This window comes from Mycobacterium sp. HM-7, from assembly GCF_053852335.1.
This window is the reverse complement of record NZ_CM132657.1, coordinates 2,887,073-2,907,523: the sequence shown is the minus strand read 5'-3', so window position 1 is coordinate 2,907,523 and position 20,451 is coordinate 2,887,073. Positions and strand designations below refer to the sequence as shown.

23 protein-coding genes and 1 pseudogene are annotated in these 20,451 nt (G+C 63.2%); 10 read left to right on the top strand and 14 right to left on the bottom strand.

Annotated features, from left to right (window positions below; genetic code table 11):
• Window positions 1-57 precede the first annotated feature (57 nt).
• On the bottom strand, window positions 58-576 hold the full coding sequence (locus ACWW1C_RS14000) for an N-acetyltransferase family protein (protein ID WP_455983982.1): 519 nt from the start codon (window positions 574-576) through the stop codon (window positions 58-60).
• A gap of 125 nt (window positions 577-701) precedes the next feature.
• Between ACWW1C_RS14000 and ACWW1C_RS13995 the strand changes: the two genes are divergently transcribed.
• The 3 genes from ACWW1C_RS13995 (at window position 702) to ACWW1C_RS13985 (ending at window position 3,447) form a co-directional block, all read left to right on the top strand.
• Window positions 702-1,514 carry a class I SAM-dependent methyltransferase gene (locus tag ACWW1C_RS13995; protein ID WP_455983981.1) on the top strand — a complete coding sequence of 271 codons (813 nt, stop codon included), beginning with the start codon at window positions 702-704 and terminating at the stop codon, window positions 1,512-1,514.
• Between the two features lie 50 nt (window positions 1,515-1,564).
• Window positions 1,565-2,818 (top strand): IMP dehydrogenase, encoded by a 1,254-nt coding sequence (locus tag ACWW1C_RS13990; RefSeq protein ID WP_455983980.1) that lies wholly within the window; start codon window positions 1,565-1,567, stop codon window positions 2,816-2,818.
• A gap of 191 nt (window positions 2,819-3,009) precedes the next feature.
• The gene (locus ACWW1C_RS13985; protein WP_455984278.1) at window positions 3,010-3,447 is read left to right on the top strand and encodes a hypothetical protein; all 438 of its coding nucleotides are present in this window, start codon (window positions 3,010-3,012) and stop codon (window positions 3,445-3,447) included.
• A gap of 86 nt (window positions 3,448-3,533) precedes the next feature.
• Here ACWW1C_RS13985 and ACWW1C_RS13980 read toward each other — a convergent pair whose 3' ends face one another.
• From ACWW1C_RS13980 to ACWW1C_RS13950, 7 genes are all read right to left on the bottom strand, one after another.
• Window positions 3,534-4,151, bottom strand: a complete 618-nt coding sequence (locus ACWW1C_RS13980; RefSeq protein WP_455983979.1) for a DapH/DapD/GlmU-related protein — start codon at window positions 4,149-4,151, stop codon at window positions 3,534-3,536.
• Window positions 4,152-4,296: 145 nt separating this feature from the next.
• Window positions 4,297-4,848 carry a YaeQ family protein gene (locus ACWW1C_RS13975; RefSeq protein ID WP_455983978.1) on the bottom strand — a complete coding sequence of 184 codons (552 nt, stop codon included), beginning with the start codon at window positions 4,846-4,848 and terminating at the stop codon, window positions 4,297-4,299.
• 666 nt (window positions 4,849-5,514) lie between these two features.
• The gene (locus tag ACWW1C_RS13970; RefSeq protein ID WP_455983977.1) at window positions 5,515-6,639 is read right to left on the bottom strand and encodes a hypothetical protein; all 1,125 of its coding nucleotides are present in this window, start codon (window positions 6,637-6,639) and stop codon (window positions 5,515-5,517) included.
• 5 nt (window positions 6,640-6,644) lie between these two features.
• The gene (locus ACWW1C_RS13965) at window positions 6,645-7,421 is read right to left on the bottom strand and encodes an acetoacetate decarboxylase family protein (RefSeq protein WP_455983976.1); all 777 of its coding nucleotides are present in this window, start codon (window positions 7,419-7,421) and stop codon (window positions 6,645-6,647) included.
• A 1-nt stretch (window position 7,422) separates the two neighbouring features.
• Window positions 7,423-8,223 carry an SDR family NAD(P)-dependent oxidoreductase gene (locus ACWW1C_RS13960; RefSeq protein WP_455983975.1) on the bottom strand — a complete coding sequence of 267 codons (801 nt, stop codon included), beginning with the start codon at window positions 8,221-8,223 and terminating at the stop codon, window positions 7,423-7,425.
• A 16-nt stretch (window positions 8,224-8,239) separates the two neighbouring features.
• Entirely contained in the window at window positions 8,240-9,481 is a 1,242-nt protein-coding gene (locus ACWW1C_RS13955) for an NADH:flavin oxidoreductase/NADH oxidase family protein (protein WP_455984277.1), read from the bottom strand.
• Complete coding sequence (locus ACWW1C_RS13950; RefSeq protein ID WP_455983974.1) at window positions 9,478-10,800, bottom strand: flavin-containing monooxygenase; 1,323 nt, start codon at window positions 10,798-10,800, stop codon at window positions 9,478-9,480. Before ACWW1C_RS13950 ends, ACWW1C_RS13955 begins: the two co-directional genes overlap by 4 nt.
• Before the next feature lie 167 nt (window positions 10,801-10,967).
• On the opposite strand from ACWW1C_RS13950, the gene ACWW1C_RS13945 reads away from it, so the two are divergent.
• Window positions 10,968-11,582: a TetR/AcrR family transcriptional regulator gene (locus tag ACWW1C_RS13945; RefSeq protein ID WP_455983973.1), complete on the top strand. Its 615-nt coding sequence runs from the start codon at window positions 10,968-10,970 to the stop codon at window positions 11,580-11,582.
• A 310-nt stretch (window positions 11,583-11,892) separates the two neighbouring features.
• Here the strand turns inward: ACWW1C_RS13945 and ACWW1C_RS13940 are convergent, their stop codons facing one another.
• Window positions 11,893-12,357: a MarR family winged helix-turn-helix transcriptional regulator gene (locus ACWW1C_RS13940; RefSeq protein WP_455983972.1), complete on the bottom strand. Its 465-nt coding sequence runs from the start codon at window positions 12,355-12,357 to the stop codon at window positions 11,893-11,895.
• A 102-nt stretch (window positions 12,358-12,459) separates the two neighbouring features.
• Window positions 12,460-13,347 carry an LLM class F420-dependent oxidoreductase gene (locus ACWW1C_RS13935; protein ID WP_455983971.1) on the bottom strand — a complete coding sequence of 296 codons (888 nt, stop codon included), beginning with the start codon at window positions 13,345-13,347 and terminating at the stop codon, window positions 12,460-12,462.
• Between the two features lie 101 nt (window positions 13,348-13,448).
• Here ACWW1C_RS13935 and ACWW1C_RS13930 point away from each other — a divergent pair, with 101 nt between their 5' ends.
• Window positions 13,449-14,096: an FMN-dependent NADH-azoreductase gene (locus tag ACWW1C_RS13930; RefSeq protein WP_455983970.1), complete on the top strand. Its 648-nt coding sequence runs from the start codon at window positions 13,449-13,451 to the stop codon at window positions 14,094-14,096.
• 130 nt (window positions 14,097-14,226) lie between these two features.
• A complete protein-coding gene (locus ACWW1C_RS13925; RefSeq protein ID WP_455983969.1) occupies window positions 14,227-14,823 on the top strand; it encodes an NADPH-dependent F420 reductase in 597 nt (198 codons plus the stop codon).
• Window positions 14,824-15,192: 369 nt separating this feature from the next.
• On the opposite strand, the gene ACWW1C_RS13920 is transcribed toward ACWW1C_RS13925, so the two are convergent.
• On the bottom strand, window positions 15,193-15,615 hold the full coding sequence (locus ACWW1C_RS13920) for a nitroreductase family deazaflavin-dependent oxidoreductase (RefSeq protein WP_455983968.1): 423 nt from the start codon (window positions 15,613-15,615) through the stop codon (window positions 15,193-15,195).
• 797 nt (window positions 15,616-16,412) lie between these two features.
• Here ACWW1C_RS13920 and ACWW1C_RS13915 point away from each other — a divergent pair.
• Window positions 16,413-16,505 (top strand): annotated as a pseudogene (locus ACWW1C_RS13915) (transporter); the annotation flags it as partial.
• 37 nt (window positions 16,506-16,542) lie between these two features.
• A complete protein-coding gene (locus ACWW1C_RS13910) occupies window positions 16,543-16,944 on the top strand; it encodes a hypothetical protein (protein ID WP_455984511.1) in 402 nt (133 codons plus the stop codon).
• A 721-nt stretch (window positions 16,945-17,665) separates the two neighbouring features.
• Here ACWW1C_RS13910 and ACWW1C_RS13905 read toward each other — a convergent pair.
• A complete protein-coding gene (locus ACWW1C_RS13905) occupies window positions 17,666-17,833 on the bottom strand; it encodes a hypothetical protein (protein ID WP_455983967.1) in 168 nt (55 codons plus the stop codon).
• Between the two features lie 378 nt (window positions 17,834-18,211).
• Between ACWW1C_RS13905 and ACWW1C_RS13900 the strand changes: the two genes are divergently transcribed.
• Window positions 18,212-18,712: a hypothetical protein gene (locus tag ACWW1C_RS13900; RefSeq protein WP_455983966.1), complete on the top strand. Its 501-nt coding sequence runs from the start codon at window positions 18,212-18,214 to the stop codon at window positions 18,710-18,712.
• 37 nt (window positions 18,713-18,749) lie between these two features.
• Here ACWW1C_RS13900 and ACWW1C_RS13895 read toward each other — a convergent pair whose 3' ends face one another.
• Window positions 18,750-19,094 (bottom strand): aminopeptidase, encoded by a 345-nt coding sequence (locus ACWW1C_RS13895; protein ID WP_455984276.1) that lies wholly within the window; start codon window positions 19,092-19,094, stop codon window positions 18,750-18,752.
• Between the two features lie 53 nt (window positions 19,095-19,147).
• Complete coding sequence (locus ACWW1C_RS13890; RefSeq protein WP_455983965.1) at window positions 19,148-19,378, bottom strand: deoxyribodipyrimidine photolyase; 231 nt, start codon at window positions 19,376-19,378, stop codon at window positions 19,148-19,150.
• 151 nt (window positions 19,379-19,529) lie between these two features.
• Between ACWW1C_RS13890 and ACWW1C_RS13885 the strand changes: the two genes are divergently transcribed.
• The gene (locus ACWW1C_RS13885; RefSeq protein WP_455984275.1) at window positions 19,530-20,450 is read left to right on the top strand and encodes an MBL fold metallo-hydrolase; all 921 of its coding nucleotides are present in this window, start codon (window positions 19,530-19,532) and stop codon (window positions 20,448-20,450) included.
• Window position 20,451 lies beyond the last annotated feature (1 nt).

Genomic DNA, 20,451 nt, shown 5'->3' with positions numbered 1-20,451 from the left:
CGCGGGGCACGCGTAGCTCAATACTCGAAATCCTTTGCGATACAAGGGGATCGGTAATCAGCTTTGTCGCAGTGCCCGCTGGTAGCGCACTTCGTGGACGAGATGGTCGCCGATGCGGTCGGTGCGTTGGGTGCCGTCGCTGTGCCACCCGGCCGATTCATAGAAGCGACGGGCCTGGTCGTTTCCCGATAGAACCCAGAGTGAGGCCATGTCATAGTCTCGACTGCGCAGGTGAGCGCAGCCAGCGGTGATGAGGCAGTGTCCGATCCCGCCGCCCCACCTGGGCGGGTCGACGTAGAGTGCCCAGATCTCGCCGCCGCACGCCAGGTCATCGTCTCGGCAACGGCCGGTGGTCACGTGACCGCAGATCGTGTTCCCGTCGATCGCGACCTGGGTGAAGGGTCCGTCGGGGTGCATCTGCTCGAAGCTATACCGACTAGCTCTGTCTTCGGGTCGCAAGCCATCGAGGTACGCCGCCGGAAGCAGGCCGCGGTAACCGACTTGCCACGACCGCACATGGGCCTCCGCAACAGCCATCGCGTCCGCAGCCGCGGCGTCCCTGATGTTGACGGGCATGGGGCAATCGTGACAGCACGGCGGTACTGAAATCAAAGGATTTTCATCCTTGGGAACGGCTCCGATCTTGTTGCGTCTTTAGAATCGAGGCCGAAGCACCTGGCTGGCGTTCGGGGAGGACCAGCATGAGCGAGACCAATGAATGTCACAGCCGGAATGGCAGCCTTTTTGAAGGCACCGCCTGGTACTACGCACGTTATCGCCCCGGTTACCCGGCGGTCGTCATCAACGAGTTGCTCCAGCACGTGGGCTTAGATGGCACCGGTCGTCTGCTCGACCTTGGCTGTGGGACTGGTCAACTCACATTGCCGTTGGCGGGCCACGTCGCCGAAGCGGTCGGCGTCGACCCCGAAATCGACATGCTCACCGAGGCTACCCGGCAAGCCGAAGAGCAGGGCATCACCAATGTGCTTTGGAAACAAGGGAGTTCATCAGACATCCCGACCGGTCTGGGTCAATTCAGGGCGGTCGTCATGGGACGTTCTTTTCACTGGATGGACCGTGCACAAGTCCTCACCGACCTCGATGACATGGTCGATGACGATGGCAGTCTGATCATCGCCAGCGACACAAACCTTCTATTGCCGAGCTCGCCGTGGCAACAGGCCATCCAAGACGTCCAGCTCCGCTTCGTCGCGACGCATCGCCAAGCTGTTCGTGCACCATCATTTGATGACCGCCGGACTCATGAGGAGATATTGGCGGATTCACCTTTTTCGGAGGTGAGCCGGGTGGTCCATGAATTCCGCCGTTCGTGGACGATCGATCGAATCATCGGCTTTCTGTACTCGACCTCACTGCCACTTCGCCAACTGCTCGGCAACGGTCAGAGCGCATTTGAGGAGGCGCTGAGCACCGCCCTGCTGGCGGTCAATCCATCGGGGCGCTTCATAGAGTCTGTCGCTCTCGAAGTCTTCATCGCAACGAAGACTCTGTGACGGCGGCGTGGCTGAGTTGATCTCGCTTCCGCCGTACGTCAAGCTGTTCTATGGCACAGATAGTCGAGGGCGTATCCCGCACATTCAATGAATTCTTGCTCCTGCCCAATAGAACATCGACTGAGTGCCGCGCTGACGACGTGCAACTCGTTGCGCCGCTGGCGCGCCACGCCATCGGGGAGCCTTCGCGGCTTCAACTGCAGGTGCCGTTCACTTCGGCGATCATGCAGGCGGTCAGTTCACCGGAGTTGGCGATCGCGCTGGCCCGCCACGGCGGGTTGAGCTTTCTGCATCACAATCGTCCGACTGCGGAGCAGGTCGCCGACGTCCAGGCAGTAAAGTCCTTCGACGCAGGATTCGTCGCCAGAGACACCAACGTACGACCCGCTACCTCTCTGGACTGCCTGCCAGTCGTGGACTCTGATAAACAGCTGCAGCACTTGGACTTTCGTCCTGATTACACCGATGGCGAGCGCTATCCCCATCAGTTGCTTGACGCCGAAAAACGTTTGCGGGTAGGTGCGGGCATCAACACACACGACTACCGCGAGCGCATTCCCGCACTGCTGGACGCCGGCACGGACGCGCTGTGCCTGGACTCATCGGACGGCTACAGCGAGTGGCAGGCCCGCGCGCTCGACTGGGTCAAAACCCGTTATCCCGATGTGGTGATCGGAGCGGGCAACGTCGTGGACGGGCGTGCATTCGAGTACCTGGCCGATGCCGGGGCGGACTTCGTCAAGGTCGGCGTTGGTGGGGGATCGATCTGCATCACCCGCAACCAGAAGGGTATCGGCCGCGGTCAGGCCACCGCAGTTCTCGACGTCGCGGCAACGCGGGATGCCTACGCACAACGCACCGGTCAATACGTGCCGGTGTGCTCCGACGGCGGCCTGCAGCAGGACTATCACGTGGCGCTCGCCTTGGCCACGGGCGCGGACTTCGTCATGATGGGCCGCTACTTCGCCCGCTTCGATCAGGCGCCCGGAGCGAAAGTGGCCACGGCCGACGGCTACGTCAAAGAATATTGGGGTGAGGGCTCCTACCGCGCCCGCAATTGGCAGCGCTATGAACAGCCCGGAACCGGACTGACCTTCGAAGAAGGTGTCGACGGCTACGTGCCCTACGCCGGCGATCTCAACGAAGGCCTCGCGGCGACAATCGCCAAGCTAAAAGCCACCATGACATCTTGCGGCGCAACCACACTCCGACGATTCCACGACAGCGCCCGGCTGACCCTCGTCTCCGACCAGGGCTTCCAAGAAGCGCATGCCAGCGTAGAGATCCGCTCGGCGTTTGACTGACGTCAATGTCCGTTTCCAGTGGCGATCCAGACGAGGCGAGTCGCCAATTGAGCCATTGAGGATTGGAAGTCTCAATCTCGGGGAATACCGCTACGACAGCCGAGAGGGAGGCAAACATCACCATGAGATTGACAGCTGACACGACCATCCGCCCGCAATCGCGAGCATCGTGGCGTAGGCACTCGGCCTGGATCGGCCTGATCGCCGGCGTCGCGGTACTTCCTCTCGCCACGGGATGCGGCACCGATGAAGGCAGCAAAACGACGACCACCAACTCGACGACCACGACAGTGACGACGCCGACTTCGACCATGTCACCGACAACCACGTCACCCGGCTCCGCCCCAGGTGGGGCCACTGGTGGTGGTGGCTCTGAAGGTGGCGGCGGTTCAATCCCGGGCGGACCAACCGGCAGCGGGGGTCCCGGCGGCGGAGGCGGCAGCGTTCCCGGCGGACCGACGGGCGCCGGCGGCCCCGGAGGCGGCGGTGGCTCAATTCCGGGCGGACCGACCGGCGCTGGGGGGCCCGGAGGCGGCGGAGGCAGCATTCCCGGGGGTCCGTCCGGCGGCGGTGGCCCCGGCGGCGGCGGAGGTTGTGTGCCCGGCGTAGGTTGCGTCTCGGTTCCTTGATCCGAGGTCGTCAACGGGTGTCAGCGCAACCAGCGACGGCATAAGGACGCGGTCACGGTACGCGAGCAGCGCTCACGTACCGTGACTCATGCGCCTGGCTGACGAAACTCGTTGGTGTCGCGTGCTTTTCGTTCTTCCGCATCGACCTGTTGGGCGCCAAGATCGCGTCGCTGGATGTGGCTGGCGCTGCTGACGAGTGAGTTTGGGGGGACATCCGTTGCCACCACGGCGCCCGCGGCAACGACCGATCCCGAGCCGATCGTGACGCCAGGAGCGATGGTCGCGTTGGCCCCGATCCACACATTCGTCCCGACATCGATCGGGGAGACCGTGATGCCGTCGAACCGGGCCGCCGGTTCCACGGGATGGCCGGCGGTGCAGAGCGTGACCCCTGGCCCGATCATGGTGCGGTCACCGATTGTGATGCCCCCGAGGTCATAAAACGAGCAATTCTGGTTGACGAATACCCGGTCGCCCAGACGCACGTTGAGGCCATAGTCGCAATAAAACGGCGGATAGATCGTGGTGGTCTCAGGCAGCGACTGTCCCAGGATTTCCTTCAGCAACGAGTTGCGACCATCCACGTCCGAGTGCCGTAGAACGTTCAGCTGCGACGTCAGGTCCATCACAAGCTGAACCCGTTCCACCACGTGGCGCGATTCGTCGGTACCTCTGGGGATCAGCCGCGCCGAGTTCTTCTTCATATCTCGATCCTGGCATCGGCCGCAGGCATCTCGTATGGCGACGCGCCTCACTGCCAAACTTGGCAACGCGGTTCGGTGGTGATCGGCGGAAAGCGCTACACGGCAACCGAAACCAATGACAGGACTGGTCGCTCGGCGCGAACGCTCACATCAATGGCTCAGGCGTGAAGGTGACGTCGACTCCGCCTACGGTCATCGTCACCTGACCTTCGATCACCATCACCTGTGCCGAGACCCGGCGGTCGACACTCTGCGCCAGTTGCTGCACCGATGCGTGCGGTATCTGCACCACCGACAGGTTCGGCAGCCCTGCCACTTTGGGACCGACGGTTCGCCACCACGTCGCCACGCCCGCTGCGAACGGGAAGAGCAGCACCTGCTCGGCCTGGCTGGCCGCCTTGCCCAAGACCCGTTCGTCGGGCTGGCCGACGTTGATCCACTCCAGGATCCGGCCGGTGTAGTCGGCGAGCCGCAAGTCTGGTACGCCTGGAGTGGACAGGCCCGCCCCGAACACCAACTCACCGTCGACGTCACTGAGTCGGTGTGCGCGCAGCCCAAAAGCCAACAGGCGCACCACCATCCGCTCATCGGTCTCACTGGGATGACGGGCCACGGTCAGCGCGTGATCGGCGTAGTAACCGTGATCGACATCGGAGACGCCGAGTTCGACTTTGAAGACTGTTGCAGAAAGGGCCACGCCATAGTGTCCACCCAGTTGGTGCCCGTCTAGCAGTCGGACCGCGTTGAGTGGTCAGCCCGCCCAGCCGGAGACAACGCGGACTGTGAATTCGCTACAGGGGAGAGGCGCGACCTGGCGCGTCTACGTGGGCTTCTTTGCCGGGCCTAGCCCACTGGAGGTTGTGAGCCCGACGGTCCGTACGGGCCGTTCTGACTATTCCCCCCGCCCGAGGCACCGCCGCCACCGCCGTCGCCACTGCCACCGGCCTGCTCGGGCGGCGTGGCGATGACATTGGCGTTTCCCGGCGACTGGCAAACGGTGGCACTGCCTTCGTCCGCACACGGGGCGGACCCCCCGTCTGCGTACGCACCCGGCGCAAGTACCACCGCGGCGGTCGCGCCAGCGACGGCGATCATCGACGTGAGCGAGATGTTCGACAACATAAGTTCTCCTGTGGTGGCTGCGCATACGTGCCGCAACGGGCCGACCCAAGATGTTCGGGCCCGCCTCGGAGCGGTCAGAGCTCTGCGGCTTTCTCCTATGGGTTGGCTACCCGTGCCCGACCGACGACAAACGTGGCGCCGACGAGTGCGTTCGCGATTCATCCTGGTGCAGACCCAGTCCCTTACTGATCACCCCGCAATATTCGGTTCCGGCGTATTCCTGTCGCCGGCGACACGTGGGTCAGCCATGGCGGATCGCACGATGGGTGAAGGTGGGCGCCGTGCCAGGGTTGAGGCGAGATGGGGTTAGCTCGCTGGAGGGGAAGAACTGCAGGAATCGTGAATCCCGTTGTGAGACTTCAGCGATGGTCTTCTCAATGACGAGGGAATTGTACTGCTCGTAAGTGGTCTCGATGGTGTTTGCGTTGAGTACGACCTCGTGTCCCCACGACCGTGCCGAGCGCGCGAGGCCGGGAATGCGAGAGTGTTCGGGAGTGAGACATTCGCTAGCGATGGCATTTTCGCTGATGGCCCAGATCCCGTTGTCCGTGTTGAGGATCAAGGTCTGGTTACCCATCGCGTGGCCGGGAGTGGAGATCAGCGCGACGCCGGGCCCGAGCAGCACGCTGCCGTCCAACGGCTGGATCTTCTCCGGAGGCACGTCGACGAACGTGGTGGGCTGATACCAGGGTCGCTGGAACGGATGTAGGTCGGCCATCGCGTTCAGCTCGTCGCGCTGGGCGAGCAACTTGGCGTTGGGAAAGGCGGCCTTCACCGGCGCTCGCGGACTGATGTCGGGTTGGGGTCGTGAGGTGCCCAGCCAGCGCCGGACATCCTGCGTGTGGAGATGGTCGAATGCGATGTAATCAACTTCGGTTGGACAGACACCCGCGGCCATGCAGGCGGTCAAGACATCGGTGTGCTCGTGTACGAACAGGCTGCGTAGCGGACCAGGTGACAACCGCTGCAACTCGGCAAAATACGGTGTGTTGGCATCGAGTTGATGATCGCTCGGCTCGAACAACAGGGTGCGGCGCGCGCCATCGCTGTCTGTCCAGCGGATGATCAGCATTCTGTTGGTGATGGTGACGAAGGGTGTCGGGCTAGCAGCGGCCCGGAACAAGCCATATCGGGTCGGGTAAGGCAACGAGATCAGATCGTGGGTTCGGACTGAATCTGGTTGGCCCGTTGCGGCGAATTGACGCCGGAAGTCCAGGGCTGCGGTGCGGCAGGCGCGTAGGCGAGCGCCGTAGCCGCCGGGGGCGGTCAGTGCTTGGTCAAAGGTGTCGATGCGGGGAAATGACGCAGTGAGTTCCGGTCGCGGAATAGCAACCGGTGCGGTGGTAAGACGTTCGGCGATACCCACGGTGGTCACAGCGTCCGAGGCCGAAGGCGAGTCATCGCAAACAGAGGAGTCAAGGGGCGCAAGGGGATCGGGGGCATCCATCCGCTTGCCAAATCGACCCGGTGCAACCGCGCCTCGGTGACACGTCCAATGCCCATCTGGTCGATCGGATCGCGTTCGGACCCGTGGACTTCGAGCGAGAAGTCGTCGATGCGCCGGACCTCGATCACCCGTTCGCGGGGTGTGAATGCCACCACCCAGGAAGGGAAGACTCCCGCAAGCCCGGTGACGTTGCGGTGCGGGCGAGCCAGGATGGGAGGCGGATCGGCCATGACCTCGCCGAGACGCCCGCTCATGGTGAGTAGTTTGTGACCGCGTCTGGCGGCTACAGTGCTGATCTCAGTGTCGGTGAGCACCCAATTGATGTCGCCCATCTTCTTCGGATAGCCGAGTAACTCCCGACCGAGGATCAATGCGACATCGTCATCAAGAATCATCCACGGGCAGTGAATTCCTGTGCCCTGCATGGTCTTGACGTGTACGAATAGCCCGGCCTCATGGTAAATCGAGCCGTAGTTGCAGTCCGGGAACCACGCCACGAATAAGTCAGCGCGGGCCGGGTCGGCGAGCCGGACTCCTGCTGGCAGCCACCGCTGCATCTGCTCGGGATCGATCTCGACGGTCGCGCTGAAATAGTGGGCGTCGCGGTAGAGGCTGCGGCGCGGATCGGCGAGCGTCCATGCACGCCCCACGTCACCCACGAACGAGCGACCGGACGTTCGGGTGACTGGTTCGAAGCTCATGTCACTTCACCTTTCGGTAAACGGTGCGCAAGATCGGACCGATCAATCCGCGCGGTGTGTATTGACCACCGAGGGTCTGCAGCTTGGCGAACGAACCCGGCACCACGCGACGGCGGCCGGCGCCCATGCCCGCAATTGCCGCGGCTGCGGCCTGTTCGGCAGACACCCACAGCGGGCCAGGCACCATTCGCTCGAGGTTCGGCGCTTGTGCTGCCTCGGCGTACTCGGTACGTACCGGACCCGGCGCAAGCAACGTGCATTGCACACCAGTGCCGGCGAGTTCACCGTGCAGCGATTCGGCGAGGGTGTTGGCGAACGCCTTGGTGGCGGCGTAAGTGGCATTGTGCGGACCCGGCTGGTTGCCGGCGGTAGATCCGGTTATCAGGATTGCCCCGGTGTTGCGTTTGATCATGCCCGGCAGGACCGCCATGGTGAGTTCGTGCACTGCCACGGCGTTCAGCTCTACTTGCTCGCGCTCGCGTGCGGGATTCGACCGGGCCAACTCGCCATATGTGGCGAAACCGGCGTTGTTGCAGAGCACTGCGATATCGCGATCGGCCAGTTCGTCGCACAGTCGGTCGCGCGCATCACCATCAGACAGATCGGCCGCGCGGACCTCGACCTCGATCGAATGCCGTGCCATCAGCCGGTCGGCCAATTCGCGCAATCGGTCCTCGCGGCGCGCCACCAGAATCAACGGATATCCGCGCCAGGCAAGAGCGTTCGCCAGCGCGGCGCCGATACCGGAGGAGGCGCCGGTGACCACGGCGCGGGTACCCGAACTGGGAGTGGGCAGACTCATGGAAATTCTCCTTTGATCAGAATTGCGTGAGCGCGTGCGCAGTCACAGTGGAACCGGCGGCGAGCAGAGTGCGGACCACGCCCGGACCGCTGACTTGCGTGGCGCCCCGGGCTATCCGCCTGAAATGCGCGGCGTGCCAAGCCAGCTGCAAGTAGGAGTTGACGGGCACGGCTTCGGGGATCGGGATCCGTGGCGCGGTGGGTAGTGTGACTGGTTCCCGGCAACCGGTCAGCAGTCCGGTGGCGACGTCAGGGCGGATCGCGAACGGCCGGCCCAGACCGATGACGTCGACCGTGCCGTCACGCAGCATCCTGTTCATGAAGCTGAGGGTCCGCATACCACCCGTGAGCATCACCGGCATGGTGGATCGGGACCGCAGTGCCTCGGCGTACCGCAGGAAATATGCCTCCGGTGAACGATTGGGGTTGACCACAACACCGGTCATGGCGGGGGCCTCGTAGTTGCCTCCCGATATCTCGAGCAAGTCGATACCGGCTTGTTCAAGCGAAAGCGCAATATCGAGGGATTCGCGCTCTTCGAGCCCGCCGCGCTGAAAGTCCGCCGAGTTGAGCTTCACCGACAGAATCGCGTTGCGGCCGATGGCTTTCCGAACGTCGGCGACGACCTCCAACAACAGACGCCGGCGGTTCTCAGCGTTACCGCCATAACGGTCATCGCGCTGGTTGGCGATAGGGGAGAGGAACTGTGAAAGCAGATAGCCGTGCGCGGCATGCACTTGTACACCCGAAAAGCCTCCGGCCACAGCGAGTTCAGCTGTTCGAGCGAAGCGCCGCCGAACATCGGCGATGTCGTCGAGCGACAACGCGCGTGGCTTGCGCAGGTTGAACCCGACTGCCTGTGGCCGCAACGCCGAGGGCCCAACCGGGCGCCGGTGCAGCGGGCCCACCGCGACTCGACCGGGGTGGTTGATCTGCATGACCATCACGGCACCCTCACGCGAACCGGCACGCGTCCAGTTGCCGATCGCCTCGAGGTGCCGGTCGTCCTCGACGGTGACATTGCGGGGTTCGACGTAGGCACGGCGATCGATCATGACGTTGCCGGTGACAAGAAGGCCCGCGCCGCCCCGGCCCCAGGCACTGTAGAGGCGGATCAGCGTTTGGCTGGGGCTGCCGTCGGTGTGGGCGAGTTGTTCGCTCATCGCCGCTTTGGCGATCCGGTTCGGCAGCGTCACGCCACACGGCAGCGTCAACGGGCTGCCCACTGCAACCACGCGGGACGCATTGCTGTTCGTCATGACAAGACTCCTGCTCTCTGGCAATCGAATTGAGGATCGGATTGGTCCGCGAGCGCGATGACGCGCGGGGATGGTGCTGTTGCAGACAGAGTGCGAGATGCCAGCGAGCGCACGGTTTTCGACCGGGCCATCATGCGCACCAGCCATGTACCGCGCAGCATTTCCCATCGCAGCTCCGGACCGCCGGCGAGGATCTCGCTCGACGGCTTCGCGACGTGCCCGTAAAGGTCACCCACCGGGGTTTCCATTCGAGACTGCAGCACTGCGGCCTCGGCGAGCAGCCGGGAACTGTTCATCAGCAGTCGGCCTGCCCCCGAACGTGGGGCGACCAGGCCGGCGAAATATAGATTTGCCAAGCCCGGCGCAAAGGTGTGCGCGATCAGGCGCGGTTGGCCGTGCTCCCACGTGAGCAGTCCGTCGCGCAGGAAGGGAAAGGTGGTTTTGAAGCCCGTCGCCCAAACGATGGTGTCGTACTCGCAGCTGCTGCCATCGGTGAAATGGACCGTGTGCCCCTCGAAGCGGTCGATTTCCGCGCGGACCGTGATCCTGCCGTGTTTGAGGAAGTACGGCAGCTGCTGGTTCACAACCAGGTCCTGGTCGAAGATCCGGTGTTTCGGCTTCTCCAGACCGAAACTGCCGAATCTGCCCATCCCGAGCGCAACGATGGCGCGAAATACCGCCTCTTGCAATACTTTCGGAACCGGGATCGATCCGCGGTCGAACGCGCCGCTGGGTATGCCGAAGACATATTTCGGGATGAACCAGTAGCTGCGGCGCAGTGAAATCTCTGAGTTCCCGAACGTCAGCGCTGCCTCGACGGCCAGATCGCAGCCGGAGTTCCCAGCACCCACGACCAGCACCCTCGGGCCGGCGAGATCGGCGGGCCGCTTGTAGTTTTTGGAATGGATTTGCCTGCCGCTGAATTCCCCCGGATACGAGGGAACGTTCACATCCCAATAGTGACCGTTGGCCACCACGACCCCCGCGTACTCACGCATGGCGCCGTCGGCGAACTCGACACGCCACCCGGCCAGCCCCGAGTCGTCCAGTGGCGCCACGCGGGTGACAAGAGCGCCAAACTCGATACGCCGCTCCAGGCCGAACTCGCACGCGAAGGACCGCAGATACTCGCGCATTTGCGCCGCACTCGGAAAATCCGGGTAAGCCGCCGGCATCGGATAGTCGGGATACTCAGTGACACTCTTCGAGCTGATCAGATACGTCGAGTCGTACACGCCGTGCGACCAGTTGCCGCCGATCGCGTCGGTTGCCTCGACCTGGTCGTAGTCCAGCCCTAGATCCGTGTACGCCTTCGCCACGGCGAGGCCGGTGTATCCGGCTCCGATGATGCAATACCGACGCGGCATGCGCCCTCCCTTGAATCTACACTCTATGTAGCTACAGTGACTGTAGTATTTACAGGGCGGTGCTTCATGTCAAGGCGGGTTGCGATGCGGGAAAGGGGTCGGCCGTTATGGTTGGACGGATGGGCCGCACGTACGCACCGCGCATGGCGCCGGAACTCCGTCGTGAACAAGTCCTCGATGCGGCGTTGGACGTCATCGTGAAAGACGGCGTCCACAAGGTCTCGATCGATACTGTGGCCAAGGAGGCCGGCGTCAGCCGTCCGGTCATCTACGGGCTGTTCGAAGATTCCAAGCAATTGCTACGTGCGTGCCTCGATCGAGAGGAAGCCGCTGCACTTGCCCAGCTGGCCGAAGCTGTGCCGAGGACGCCTACCGACGACCCGGCCAAAGCCGTGTCCGAATGCCTCGCAACCTTTCTCGCCGCCGTGCACGATGCCCCCAATCGGTGGCGGGCGATCTTCATGCTGGCCGACAGCAGCACTCCAGCCTTCCGGCGGCGCCTCGAGAGCGGTCGGCAGGCCATGATTGCGGCACTGACGACATTCGTACGCTCGAGCACGCCAGTCAAACGGCACGGCGACGTCGACGTGGAACTCACCGCCCGCACCATCTACGCACTCTTCTGGGACGCTGGCCGGCTCGTGCTTGCCGAACCCGATGATTTTCCGCCCCAACGAATTAGCCGCCACGCAGAGACCGTTTTCCGTACGTTGCCGGCCTTTACCAACAGGTGAATCAACCGGTCACGCGGGGCCGAGGCGCCGGCACTGGATTGCAGCACAGCGCGTAGGTCGGGCTCTGCATGCCGATCGGAATGAGCAAAAACGGTCGATGCATCAGATGCAGCAACCGGAGACCGATCGAAACCCGGGAATCAGCATTCGGAACTGGTTGCACCAGCGCAATTAATAGCGATGGCGCGCCCGAAACAAATCCGCCGCGTCGAAACATGCTGCAGTGCGACATTTCATCTGATGAAAACGGCGGGTTTTGCGGGTAACCCGGGCTGTCCGATCTGGGTGCGCTCCAGTTATGGCGAGAGGTTCAGCGGTTTTGGGTGCCGTTGGCGAGGTTGGTCATGGCTTTGGTGAGGAGGGTGTGCAGGGTGCGGAGTTCTGCGGGTTCGAGGCCGAGGAGTTGTTGCTCGAGGTCGGCGGCGACGTGTTCGATGTCGGCGAGGCGGCGGCGCCCGGCTTTGGTGATCAGTACGTTGTGTCTGCGGCGGTCTTCGGGGGCGCGTCGGCGTTCGATGAGCCCTTCATCTTCGAGGCCGTTGAGCAGGGCAACGACACCGGTGGCATCGATACCCAGCGCTTGAGGCAGTTCCGACTGGGGTTGTTCCCCGAGGTCGCGCAGCAGGGTCAGAACGACGGCATGACGCGTCTTCATTCCGTGGGGAAGCAGGTCCCGGTCTGCTTCAGCCTGCATGCGGCGAAGGATGTAGTTCATCATCACGCCCACCATGTTTTCCGGTGATTTCAAGTCATTGCCGCCGCTCGAACTGCTCATGAGGGCGAGGTTACCGGCAAGTCTTGACAATCCCATCCCTCCTTCAATTTGCGTTGTACAAATCGTTGCTGTCGGAGTCTGACGGTCGGCGGCAGTGCGGGCTTATGGCGCCAGCGGTCCGGTCAGCCCGAGCGAGCCGGCGAGGGCGGTGAGGGCGGGCACAAGGTCGTCCGGCTCGGTGAGTACCTGGATGGCGACGTGGTTGGCGCCGGCGGTGATGTGTTCGCCCAGTCGTGCGGCGATCTGGTCTGGGGTGCCGTAGGCGATCATCGCGTCGACGAGGGCGTCGCTGGCGGTCCCGTCCATGTCGGCGTCGGTGAAGCCGAGCCGTTTCCAGGTGTTGCGGTAGTTGGCCAGCGGCAGGTAGACGGCCAGTGCGTCGCGGCTCTGGGCGCGGGCCTGCTCGACGTCGGTGGTCATCACGACTTTTTGTTCGGGGGCCAGCCCGGCGTGGGGGCCGATCAGGTCGCGGGCCTGGGCGGTGTGCTGCGGTGTTGTCAGGTAGGGGTGCGCTCCGCCGGTGCGACGGGCGGCGAGTTGAAGCACCCGCGGCCCTAGGGCGGCCAGCACGCGGCGTTCGCGGGGGACGCCCTGGCGGTCGAGTTCGTCGAGGTAGTCGTTGAGGGCGTCGTAGGGCTTGCGGTAGGTGCTGACGGCTTCGGGATGCCCGGCGCCGATCCCCAGGACGAACCGGCCGGGGTACGTGTCGGCGATGCGGTGATAGGACCGCGCCACCTCGGTGGCGTCGGCGGTCCAGATGTTCACGATGCCGGTGGCCACGTGCAAGGTTTCGGTGGCGGCCAGGATCGGGTCGACCCAGGACAGGTCAGCCGGCGGTGAGCCGCCGGCCCACAGGCCGACATAGCCCAGCGCCTCGATATCGCGCCACTGCTGCGGACCCAGATCGCGGAACATCTCGTAGCTGCCGAACACGCCATAGGACGGCGGGATGCATGGGGAGCGGTCGTTGTTCTCAGCTATTTCTCTCATGGAATCAACACTACGGGAATATCTCGATGATATGTACCACTATGATAGTTTGCATTCCGCAAACGACTTTCGTTCCCGTTCCTCAACTGGAAGGCACCACCATGAGCCACCTTCTGCACATCGACTCCTCCATCCAGGGTGACGCGTCCATCAGCCGGCGGCTGACCGCACACGCCGCCCAGCGCTGGGCGCAGGCCCATCCCGGAGGCACGGTGGCCTACCGTGACCTGGCTGCAGAGCCGATTCCGCATTTCGACGCCGTCAGTGGTCTGGCCCGCAACATCCCCGCCGAACGGCACACGCCGGCCCAGGCCGAATCCTTCGCCCTGTCCAAGCGGCTGATCGACGAGATCAAGGCCGCCGACACCGTGCTGCTGGGCTTGCCGCTCTACAACTACGGCGCCCCCAGCATCGTGAAGGCCTGGGTGGACCACCTCATCGCCGCCGGACTGTCCTTCGACCCGGCCACCGGCGCCGGCCTGCTCGGTGACACCGAGTTCATCGTGCTGGAGAGCCAGGGCGGCGGTTACGGCGAAGGCACCCCGCGCGCGGGCTGGGACCACGCCGCCAAGTGGATCGTGGCCGGTGTGTCCCCGACCGGACTGGCGCCGCGCGTAATCACGGCCGAACTGACCATGGCTCCGGTCAACCCCGCCATGGCCGACCTCATCCCGCTGCACGAGAAGAGCTACGCCGACGCCATCGCCGAGATCGACACCCTCTGGCCCGCAACCGAAGCCACCGCCTAACCACCACCGCCCACACCCACCACCACACATTCAACGCCCACGCCGCCGACACCGCACAGGGGAGGCCACGATGAGGATTCGGTCTCATCAGCGCCGGTGAATTGGGCAGAACATCAAAGAGGAGACCACCATGAAGATCGGCTTCATCGGCGCCGGCATGATCGGCAAAGCCGTCAGCACCCAACTGGCCAAGGCTGGCCACGACGTCCTGGTCAGCAACAGCCGCGGCCCTCAAACCCTCACTGAAACATTCGATCCGCTCGGCATCAGCGTCGGTACCGCGGCCGAGGCCGCGGCCCGCGGCGTCGTCTTCGTCGCAGTGGCCTGGCGCGACATCCCCGCCGCATTGGCCGATCTGGACCTGTCGGGCAAGATCCTCGTCGACACCAACAACCCGATCATCATGCCCGGCTTCACCCGAGCCGACACCGGCGGCAAAACCTCCAGCGAGGTCATTGAGGATCTCGCGCCCGGCGCGAAGGTAGTCAAGGCGTTCAACCACATGCTGTCCACCAGCTACGACGAAGGCCCCACCGTCGACGGTGCGCCCAAGGTGTTGTTCCACTCCAGCGACCACGACGACGCCCACGCCGTCGCTGCCCGGCTCATCGAAGACCTCCGCTACGTCCCGATCAATCTCGGCGCCCTCGTCACCGGCGGCGTCCTGCACGAATCTCCCGGCGAGCTAGCCGGCCGCGTCTTCGTGGAACCCGCGGCCGCGAAGTAACATCCGATCACAGGTTGCGTTCTCTACTTGGACGTCCCGTCCTAATTGACTCATCTGGGCGCATCATCTCAAAGCGCCGGCTTTTCACCACCTGCGCCAAATTTCTTGCGGCACAATAACGTACAAACAGCCCAGCGCCTATCGCCTCTTTTGAAGAGTGAAATAGATTGTTGCACAATATGTTTGACAACGCACAACTAATACCGGCAACCCGTCATATTCCTGCCGATGATGATCCGATGGACGCAGGGGAGCGTGAACCTTCGGCCGATCCTCGTATCGCAGCGGTGGCCAGCCACCAACCTAAGTAGGTCTGGTGGAGGCCGTGGACGCGGTTCCCGATGCCAACTAAGCAGTCTGATCTGTCCATCACGACGTACCGCGGGAGAGCGGGGCCCGTTCAACGTGACTCCGACTCGTCAGTATCAGAGCTGCTTCGTTGTAGGGGAACAATCGATAGATAAGTCGGGGTGCCGGTGTGATGAGGGGTACGGCATCGCTCTTGCTGACCACCCGCGGACTCCCAACTGCGACACCTTTGCCCCTTCGGTGCAGCACTGTCGGACCGCCGGCCAAAACATTTTGAAGCCAGTCCGATTCAGGTCCGTAGCCGATGAGAATGGCGAAGCCATCGCGGGTCTTGAATACCAACAGGGGCGTTCGATAGCGCCGGCCTGACTTCCGTCCGGTGTGCTCAAGCGTGCCCAAGCATGGGAGCCACGGGGTCACCGAGCGGGCCACCGGATTGGTGATGCGGCGGTTGAATTGTGCGACAGCACGAGGCACCCGCATGAGATTCCTTTCTCAACGATGTTCAAGTGGCCGGCCGATACGCGGCGATCGCACTAGGCCCGGGCGCGACCGCCATACCGTCGGAGTGAGGTGGTGCGCCGGTGAGCAGTCACATCTGTCACCGTCTCACGGCAAGTACACCAACCGGCCCAGAACGGTGGCACTGACAGCGGTGCTGAGATCACTGCCTTGATCGAAGCGGTCGGGGCCACGCTGCGTTGCACAAACATGTTGCAGCACAGGGTTTCGCCTCATGAAGACGGCGCCGGTTTAACTGACATAATGTACCTTATCGGCGTTTAGCTTCCAGCAGGTGCGCGACGGCACGTTCCGGCGTCAGATCCATCGCTTCGCCTTTCCGGCAGATGCCTCGTTGGAGTATTGACCCCTCCGACCATCGCCCGTCACGCTCCTGCCACGGATGCGCACTCGGCGAGAGTCGCACCGGCGCTGGCCATGCCATGAATTGCCCGGTTGTCGCGCGCAAGGCGCCTTGGCTACGCGCGGGAGGTACTCGCGCCACCCACTCGGCCGCGACGCGACTTGGGTCAAGCCTACGGGCCCCGACCCGACAATACGTCACAGTGACGTTTTATCTGCGCCTCGCTGGCTGTGTGAATACGCCTGTCCGCGAGAACTTTTCGGTGACAGGTTAGCTAGCGACCCAAGTGCAGCGTCGGATCGAGCCCGGGACTGTTCTGGGGCAGAGTGCGGCATACCGCGGGCCTCTGAATGACCCCCCTCTCCACCGACAAGGGACGAACTACTATTTGTCACAGTGACGAATAGTGTTGAGGTGCGGCTTCTTTCCGCTTCCCTTCGACGACGAACTTCGCACGATCTTCTACACCGCCGCGCTGACGACGTGGGGCGCTCAGGGCTTGGTCTACGTCGGCTACCCGGGGACCTTCCTCCGCGCAGCGCGAGTTGGTCATTGCGGCGCTTCTGGAGGCTGGTTTCGTCCCGCTACTGGCAGCCAAGACCTTTGCCACTCGCTCCCGGTTCGCGCCGGGCTTCGCCATTCAGCTCGGCGAGCAGCCGACCGCGGCCGAACTTCCCGAGACCAGGCTGGCGCCGGAGCTGAACACTTATCCCGTCACATTGCCGATCGCCGCATCGCGCGTCTCAGACACACCGCAGCAGGGTGTCCGACGACATCTACCGGCATTGTCGGCAACGAACCGCCGCACTGGCGAATTCCTGACCGCCTGTCGCCACCAACCGGCTTATCGTGCCGTAAATCCGCGGCTGCAATTGACGCAATTAATGCCTTATTATCGAATGGCGATTCACCATATTCACCTAGTGCAATTCATCGATTGCACATAAGATCAACATACGCGGTCTTATACCGAACGAGATTTCCCACGTTTCCAGTCGGGCCTCGCTGCACCCAAGAATGTTTGACAGCGGTGCCCGGCCGCACTGCAGTCACCGTGCATTGCTCGATGGGCGCGTTACCGACCTTGTTGAGTATCGGCCGCACCCCTCGGGCTTCCAAGTCACTGATCGTCTCCTGCGCCGATGCCTGCACTTCAGAAGCGGCCATTGACGGTGCCGACGTGCCCACGCTCAGCACGGTCGCGACGAACGCAACCACAACGCTCTTGAAAATCCTGCCGCTCAGCAAGGCAATTTCCCTTCGATATTAAATCCTGTTTGCAGTGTTATCTGTATTCCAATTCTAGCCAGGATCGAACGCGCGTCGAGATATTCATATCCGACGCATAATGATCTGCATGCCAATTTCATAATTGACTCATATTCATTTCAGACATTGCCAGTTCACGGCATATGGATCAGTTGGTCATGCCACCAGCACGTGCCAACAAAGTCGCCCGGCTGGATCCGGGTACGAGCCCGCCAGGCACGCTGCCCGCGGACTGACCGGCGCAGTTGCTTACGCTCCGCGCATGTCTGAGTTCGACGTCACGGCATCGGAATCCGAGGCGGCGACGGAATCGCAGGCGGTGACGGGATAGCGGGTGGTGACGGAATAGCGGGCGGCGCGGGCATTGCCGGCGGCGCGGGGACCATCGGCCCGCCTGTCTCAGGCGCAGGCATCTGCGGTGCAGGCGATTCGGTGGCCGGTGCCGACGAGTCCACCGTCGGAGCACCGGACGTCGGAACCACTGTGACCGTCGATGTTTCGGTGGGCGATGTCGTCGTCGTGGTCACCGACGTCGTCGACTTGTCGTTCGAGGCTTTGTCGCCACATGCAGCAAGGCTGAACACTGCCAGCACCAATGCGCCGGCACATACTGTGAGCCGACCTGGGTTCAGCGGATTCGGGTGGGTAGCCATGGTCCAATCGCTTTCTTCCGGCAATGTCGTGGCCGGCAGATACCCGTATCCAACCAGCGCAAACGTGTTGGTACGCCGCCGCTGCCCGCATGCAAGCTCGGCGTTCGGCATCGTGCCGTGGGCGGTGTGCGATACCTACCCCGGGCGGTCAACGCCCGAGTCGAAATCTCCGACCGCCGCACGATCCGTCGAGGCCTCATCGTTCATACGCTGATGAAAACAAAGTGCCACAAGGTGTCTCGTAGTCACTGCCGACGAATACCCGGTACCATCCGCGAGAGCGAGAACGCTCATGCCCAGTCCATCTCACTCGCCGAGCGCAGCCGGCCGACAGCTGGCGGCAATCGCGCTGACCGCCGCGGCGGTTGTCACGGCCGCGACCCCGGCCGCTGCCTCCCCCGTACATCGAATGTTCCTGCTGCCCAACATGCATACCTGTGACTTCCAGCTGGTGACATCGCCATTGGGTCGGGCAGGCGCAAAGTCGTTCGCCGAGATCCGCTCCGACGGACGGGCAGTCGTTGCGCACATCGACATGACGAACGGTGCGGACCGCACGCGGTATGTCGTGCGGATGATTCCCGCTCCGCATGCGCGACTCGGCTGCCTGGCCGGCGACCGTGGCATCACCACCGGAACACTCGACACCGACGAATTCGGGAACGGCAGCCTCACTCTGCAGGCCCAGATTTCGTCGCGGATCACCGGCATCTGGCTTGCCGTCGATCTACCGGGCACCCAATCGCAAGTCCCACGAGAGTTCTACAGCAGCAACTACATCGCCTCGGTGTGACCGTCCCATCACGCGGACGTCGTGAGGCCTGGCTACGTCAGTGCGACGCGGCTACGCCGGCCCCGCCGCGAACCGCGAAGGAGGCCGCCGCGATCACGATTCCGAGAATCGCAACGGGAATAGACCATGTCCGGCGGCCGGACAGTTCCGATTCACACAGTGCCACGTAGTCCGTATGCGGGACAATCTCATTGAGGATGGGTACGCCCGCGACGCTCGACGCGTTCGCCGAGCGAGCCTGGTCCAGGTCCTGGAATAGCGCGCTCCCGCAGCCGATCTCCTTGCCATCACTGGTCGAGGCCGAAACCGGGACCAGGAGGCCGATCACGCCAACCAGTAGCAGGATGACGCCTCCGAGCAAGATCATTCGTCGAACTGACATGGTGGCTCCTTTGCCGTGGTGCTGACTGTTATTGACGCCAAATGTCATTTGGCTCAAGACTTCTTCGAGGGGATGACGATCACGACGATCAACGTCAGGATCGAGAAGAACAGGCCGAGGACGCCCCAGCCGAGAGCACTCCGGCCCTTCGTGCCGGCGATCACCGCACAGATGATCGCGGCGATGACACTGCCGATCGCGACAAAGATCCCCTTGATGCCCCGCAGGATGAAGCCGGCTGCTTCGGGCTGGCTTTGTAACGCGAATACCAGTTCGTGGACCATTTCGATTCCTCACACTGAGTGACGCGCCGACGGCATCAGCTGACTCACCTATTCCCTGTCGTCGGTCATTCCAAACGTCGCCATCCGGCCTGATGTCCCGGCATTTGAAGAATCCGGAATAGATACGGGGTCAACAGCGTTGGCCACCCCCGTGCACACGTTTGGTGTCGGAAGCGCGACGGTCACGCAACTCACGGAGTTGGATATCTGGCCGATCGCGCCCCGGCTCTGGTACCCCACTATCAGCGACTCACAGCTGCATGCCGCGCAGCAGCTGTTCGCACCCTCCGCCATCACCGATGACGCCGGCACGATGCTGTTCGCGATCCACAACTACGTCGTCGAGATCGACGGCACTGTGATCGTCATCGACACCTGCTCCGGCAATCACAAGAACCGACCGTACTTCGCGGACCTTCATATGCTCGACACCGACTATCTGAACCGGCTTTCGCGGGCGGGGTTCCATCCCGCCGACGTCGATATCGTCATCAATACCCACCTACACCTGGACCACTGCGGCTGGAACACCAGTCTGGTCGACGGCGAATGGGCGCCGACTTTCCCGAACGCCACCTACTTGTTTCGCGGCGCCGAGCTCGAATACCTGTACGCACAATGGAAGTCAGCCCCGGCGGGGCAATGGCGGAGCGACGCGGGCTGGGTCTACCAGGACAGCGTGTTACCCATCCTGCAAAGCGGCGCACACCGCGATGTCAGCTCGGGTGACGTCATTCATTCGAGCGGCGGCACACAGATCAGCGCGGTCGACGCTGCGGGACACACGCCCGGACATCTCGCTGTCGAGATCGCCGGCCCCGGAGGCGGTCTACTCATCGTCGGCGACGCCTTGCACCACCCCGTGCAGGCGCTCTATCCCGACCTCGTGTTCTTCGCCGACCACAACCCACAGCGGGCGATCGACACGCGCCGCGCCATCCTCGAGCGCAGCGCCGACGAAGGACTCGGACTGGTGACGGCCCATTTCCCTGCGCACGGCCCGCTGTACGCCGGCCGGAACGGTGATGGCTTCCGCTGGCAAAACTACCTCGATGCAGTTCAAGTTTGCTGAG

Bases quoted from the DNA above. Each gene is read 5' to 3' on its own strand.
- ACWW1C_RS14000 (WP_455983982.1), bottom strand. From the start codon at position 576: ATGCCCGTCAACATCAGGGACGCCGCGGCTGCGGACGCGATGGCTGTT.
- ACWW1C_RS13995 (WP_455983981.1), top strand. From the start codon at position 702: ATGAGCGAGACCAATGAATGTCACAGCCGGAATGGCAGCCTTTTTGAA.
- ACWW1C_RS13990 (WP_455983980.1), top strand. From the start codon at position 1,565: ATGGCACAGATAGTCGAGGGCGTATCCCGCACATTCAATGAATTCTTG.
- ACWW1C_RS13980 (WP_455983979.1), bottom strand. From the start codon at position 4,151: ATGAAGAAGAACTCGGCGCGGCTGATCCCCAGAGGTACCGACGAATCG.
- ACWW1C_RS13965 (WP_455983976.1), bottom strand. From the start codon at position 7,421: ATGAGCTTCGAACCAGTCACCCGAACGTCCGGTCGCTCGTTCGTGGGT.
- ACWW1C_RS13960 (WP_455983975.1), bottom strand. From the start codon at position 8,223: ATGAGTCTGCCCACTCCCAGTTCGGGTACCCGCGCCGTGGTCACCGGC.
- ACWW1C_RS13955 (WP_455984277.1), bottom strand. From the start codon at position 9,481: ATGACGAACAGCAATGCGTCCCGCGTGGTTGCAGTGGGCAGCCCGTTG.
- ACWW1C_RS13945 (WP_455983973.1), top strand. From the start codon at position 10,968: ATGGGCCGCACGTACGCACCGCGCATGGCGCCGGAACTCCGTCGTGAA.
- ACWW1C_RS13940 (WP_455983972.1), bottom strand. From the start codon at position 12,357: ATGAGCAGTTCGAGCGGCGGCAATGACTTGAAATCACCGGAAAACATG.
- ACWW1C_RS13935 (WP_455983971.1), bottom strand. From the start codon at position 13,347: ATGAGAGAAATAGCTGAGAACAACGACCGCTCCCCATGCATCCCGCCG.
- ACWW1C_RS13930 (WP_455983970.1), top strand. From the start codon at position 13,449: ATGAGCCACCTTCTGCACATCGACTCCTCCATCCAGGGTGACGCGTCC.
- ACWW1C_RS13925 (WP_455983969.1), top strand. From the start codon at position 14,227: ATGAAGATCGGCTTCATCGGCGCCGGCATGATCGGCAAAGCCGTCAGC.
- ACWW1C_RS13920 (WP_455983968.1), bottom strand. From the start codon at position 15,615: ATGCGGGTGCCTCGTGCTGTCGCACAATTCAACCGCCGCATCACCAAT.
- ACWW1C_RS13905 (WP_455983967.1), bottom strand. From the start codon at position 17,833: ATGTGGCGACAAAGCCTCGAACGACAAGTCGACGACGTCGGTGACCAC.
- ACWW1C_RS13900 (WP_455983966.1), top strand. From the start codon at position 18,212: ATGCCCAGTCCATCTCACTCGCCGAGCGCAGCCGGCCGACAGCTGGCG.
- ACWW1C_RS13895 (WP_455984276.1), bottom strand. From the start codon at position 19,094: ATGTCAGTTCGACGAATGATCTTGCTCGGAGGCGTCATCCTGCTACTG.
- ACWW1C_RS13890 (WP_455983965.1), bottom strand. From the start codon at position 19,378: ATGGTCCACGAACTGGTATTCGCGTTACAAAGCCAGCCCGAAGCAGCC.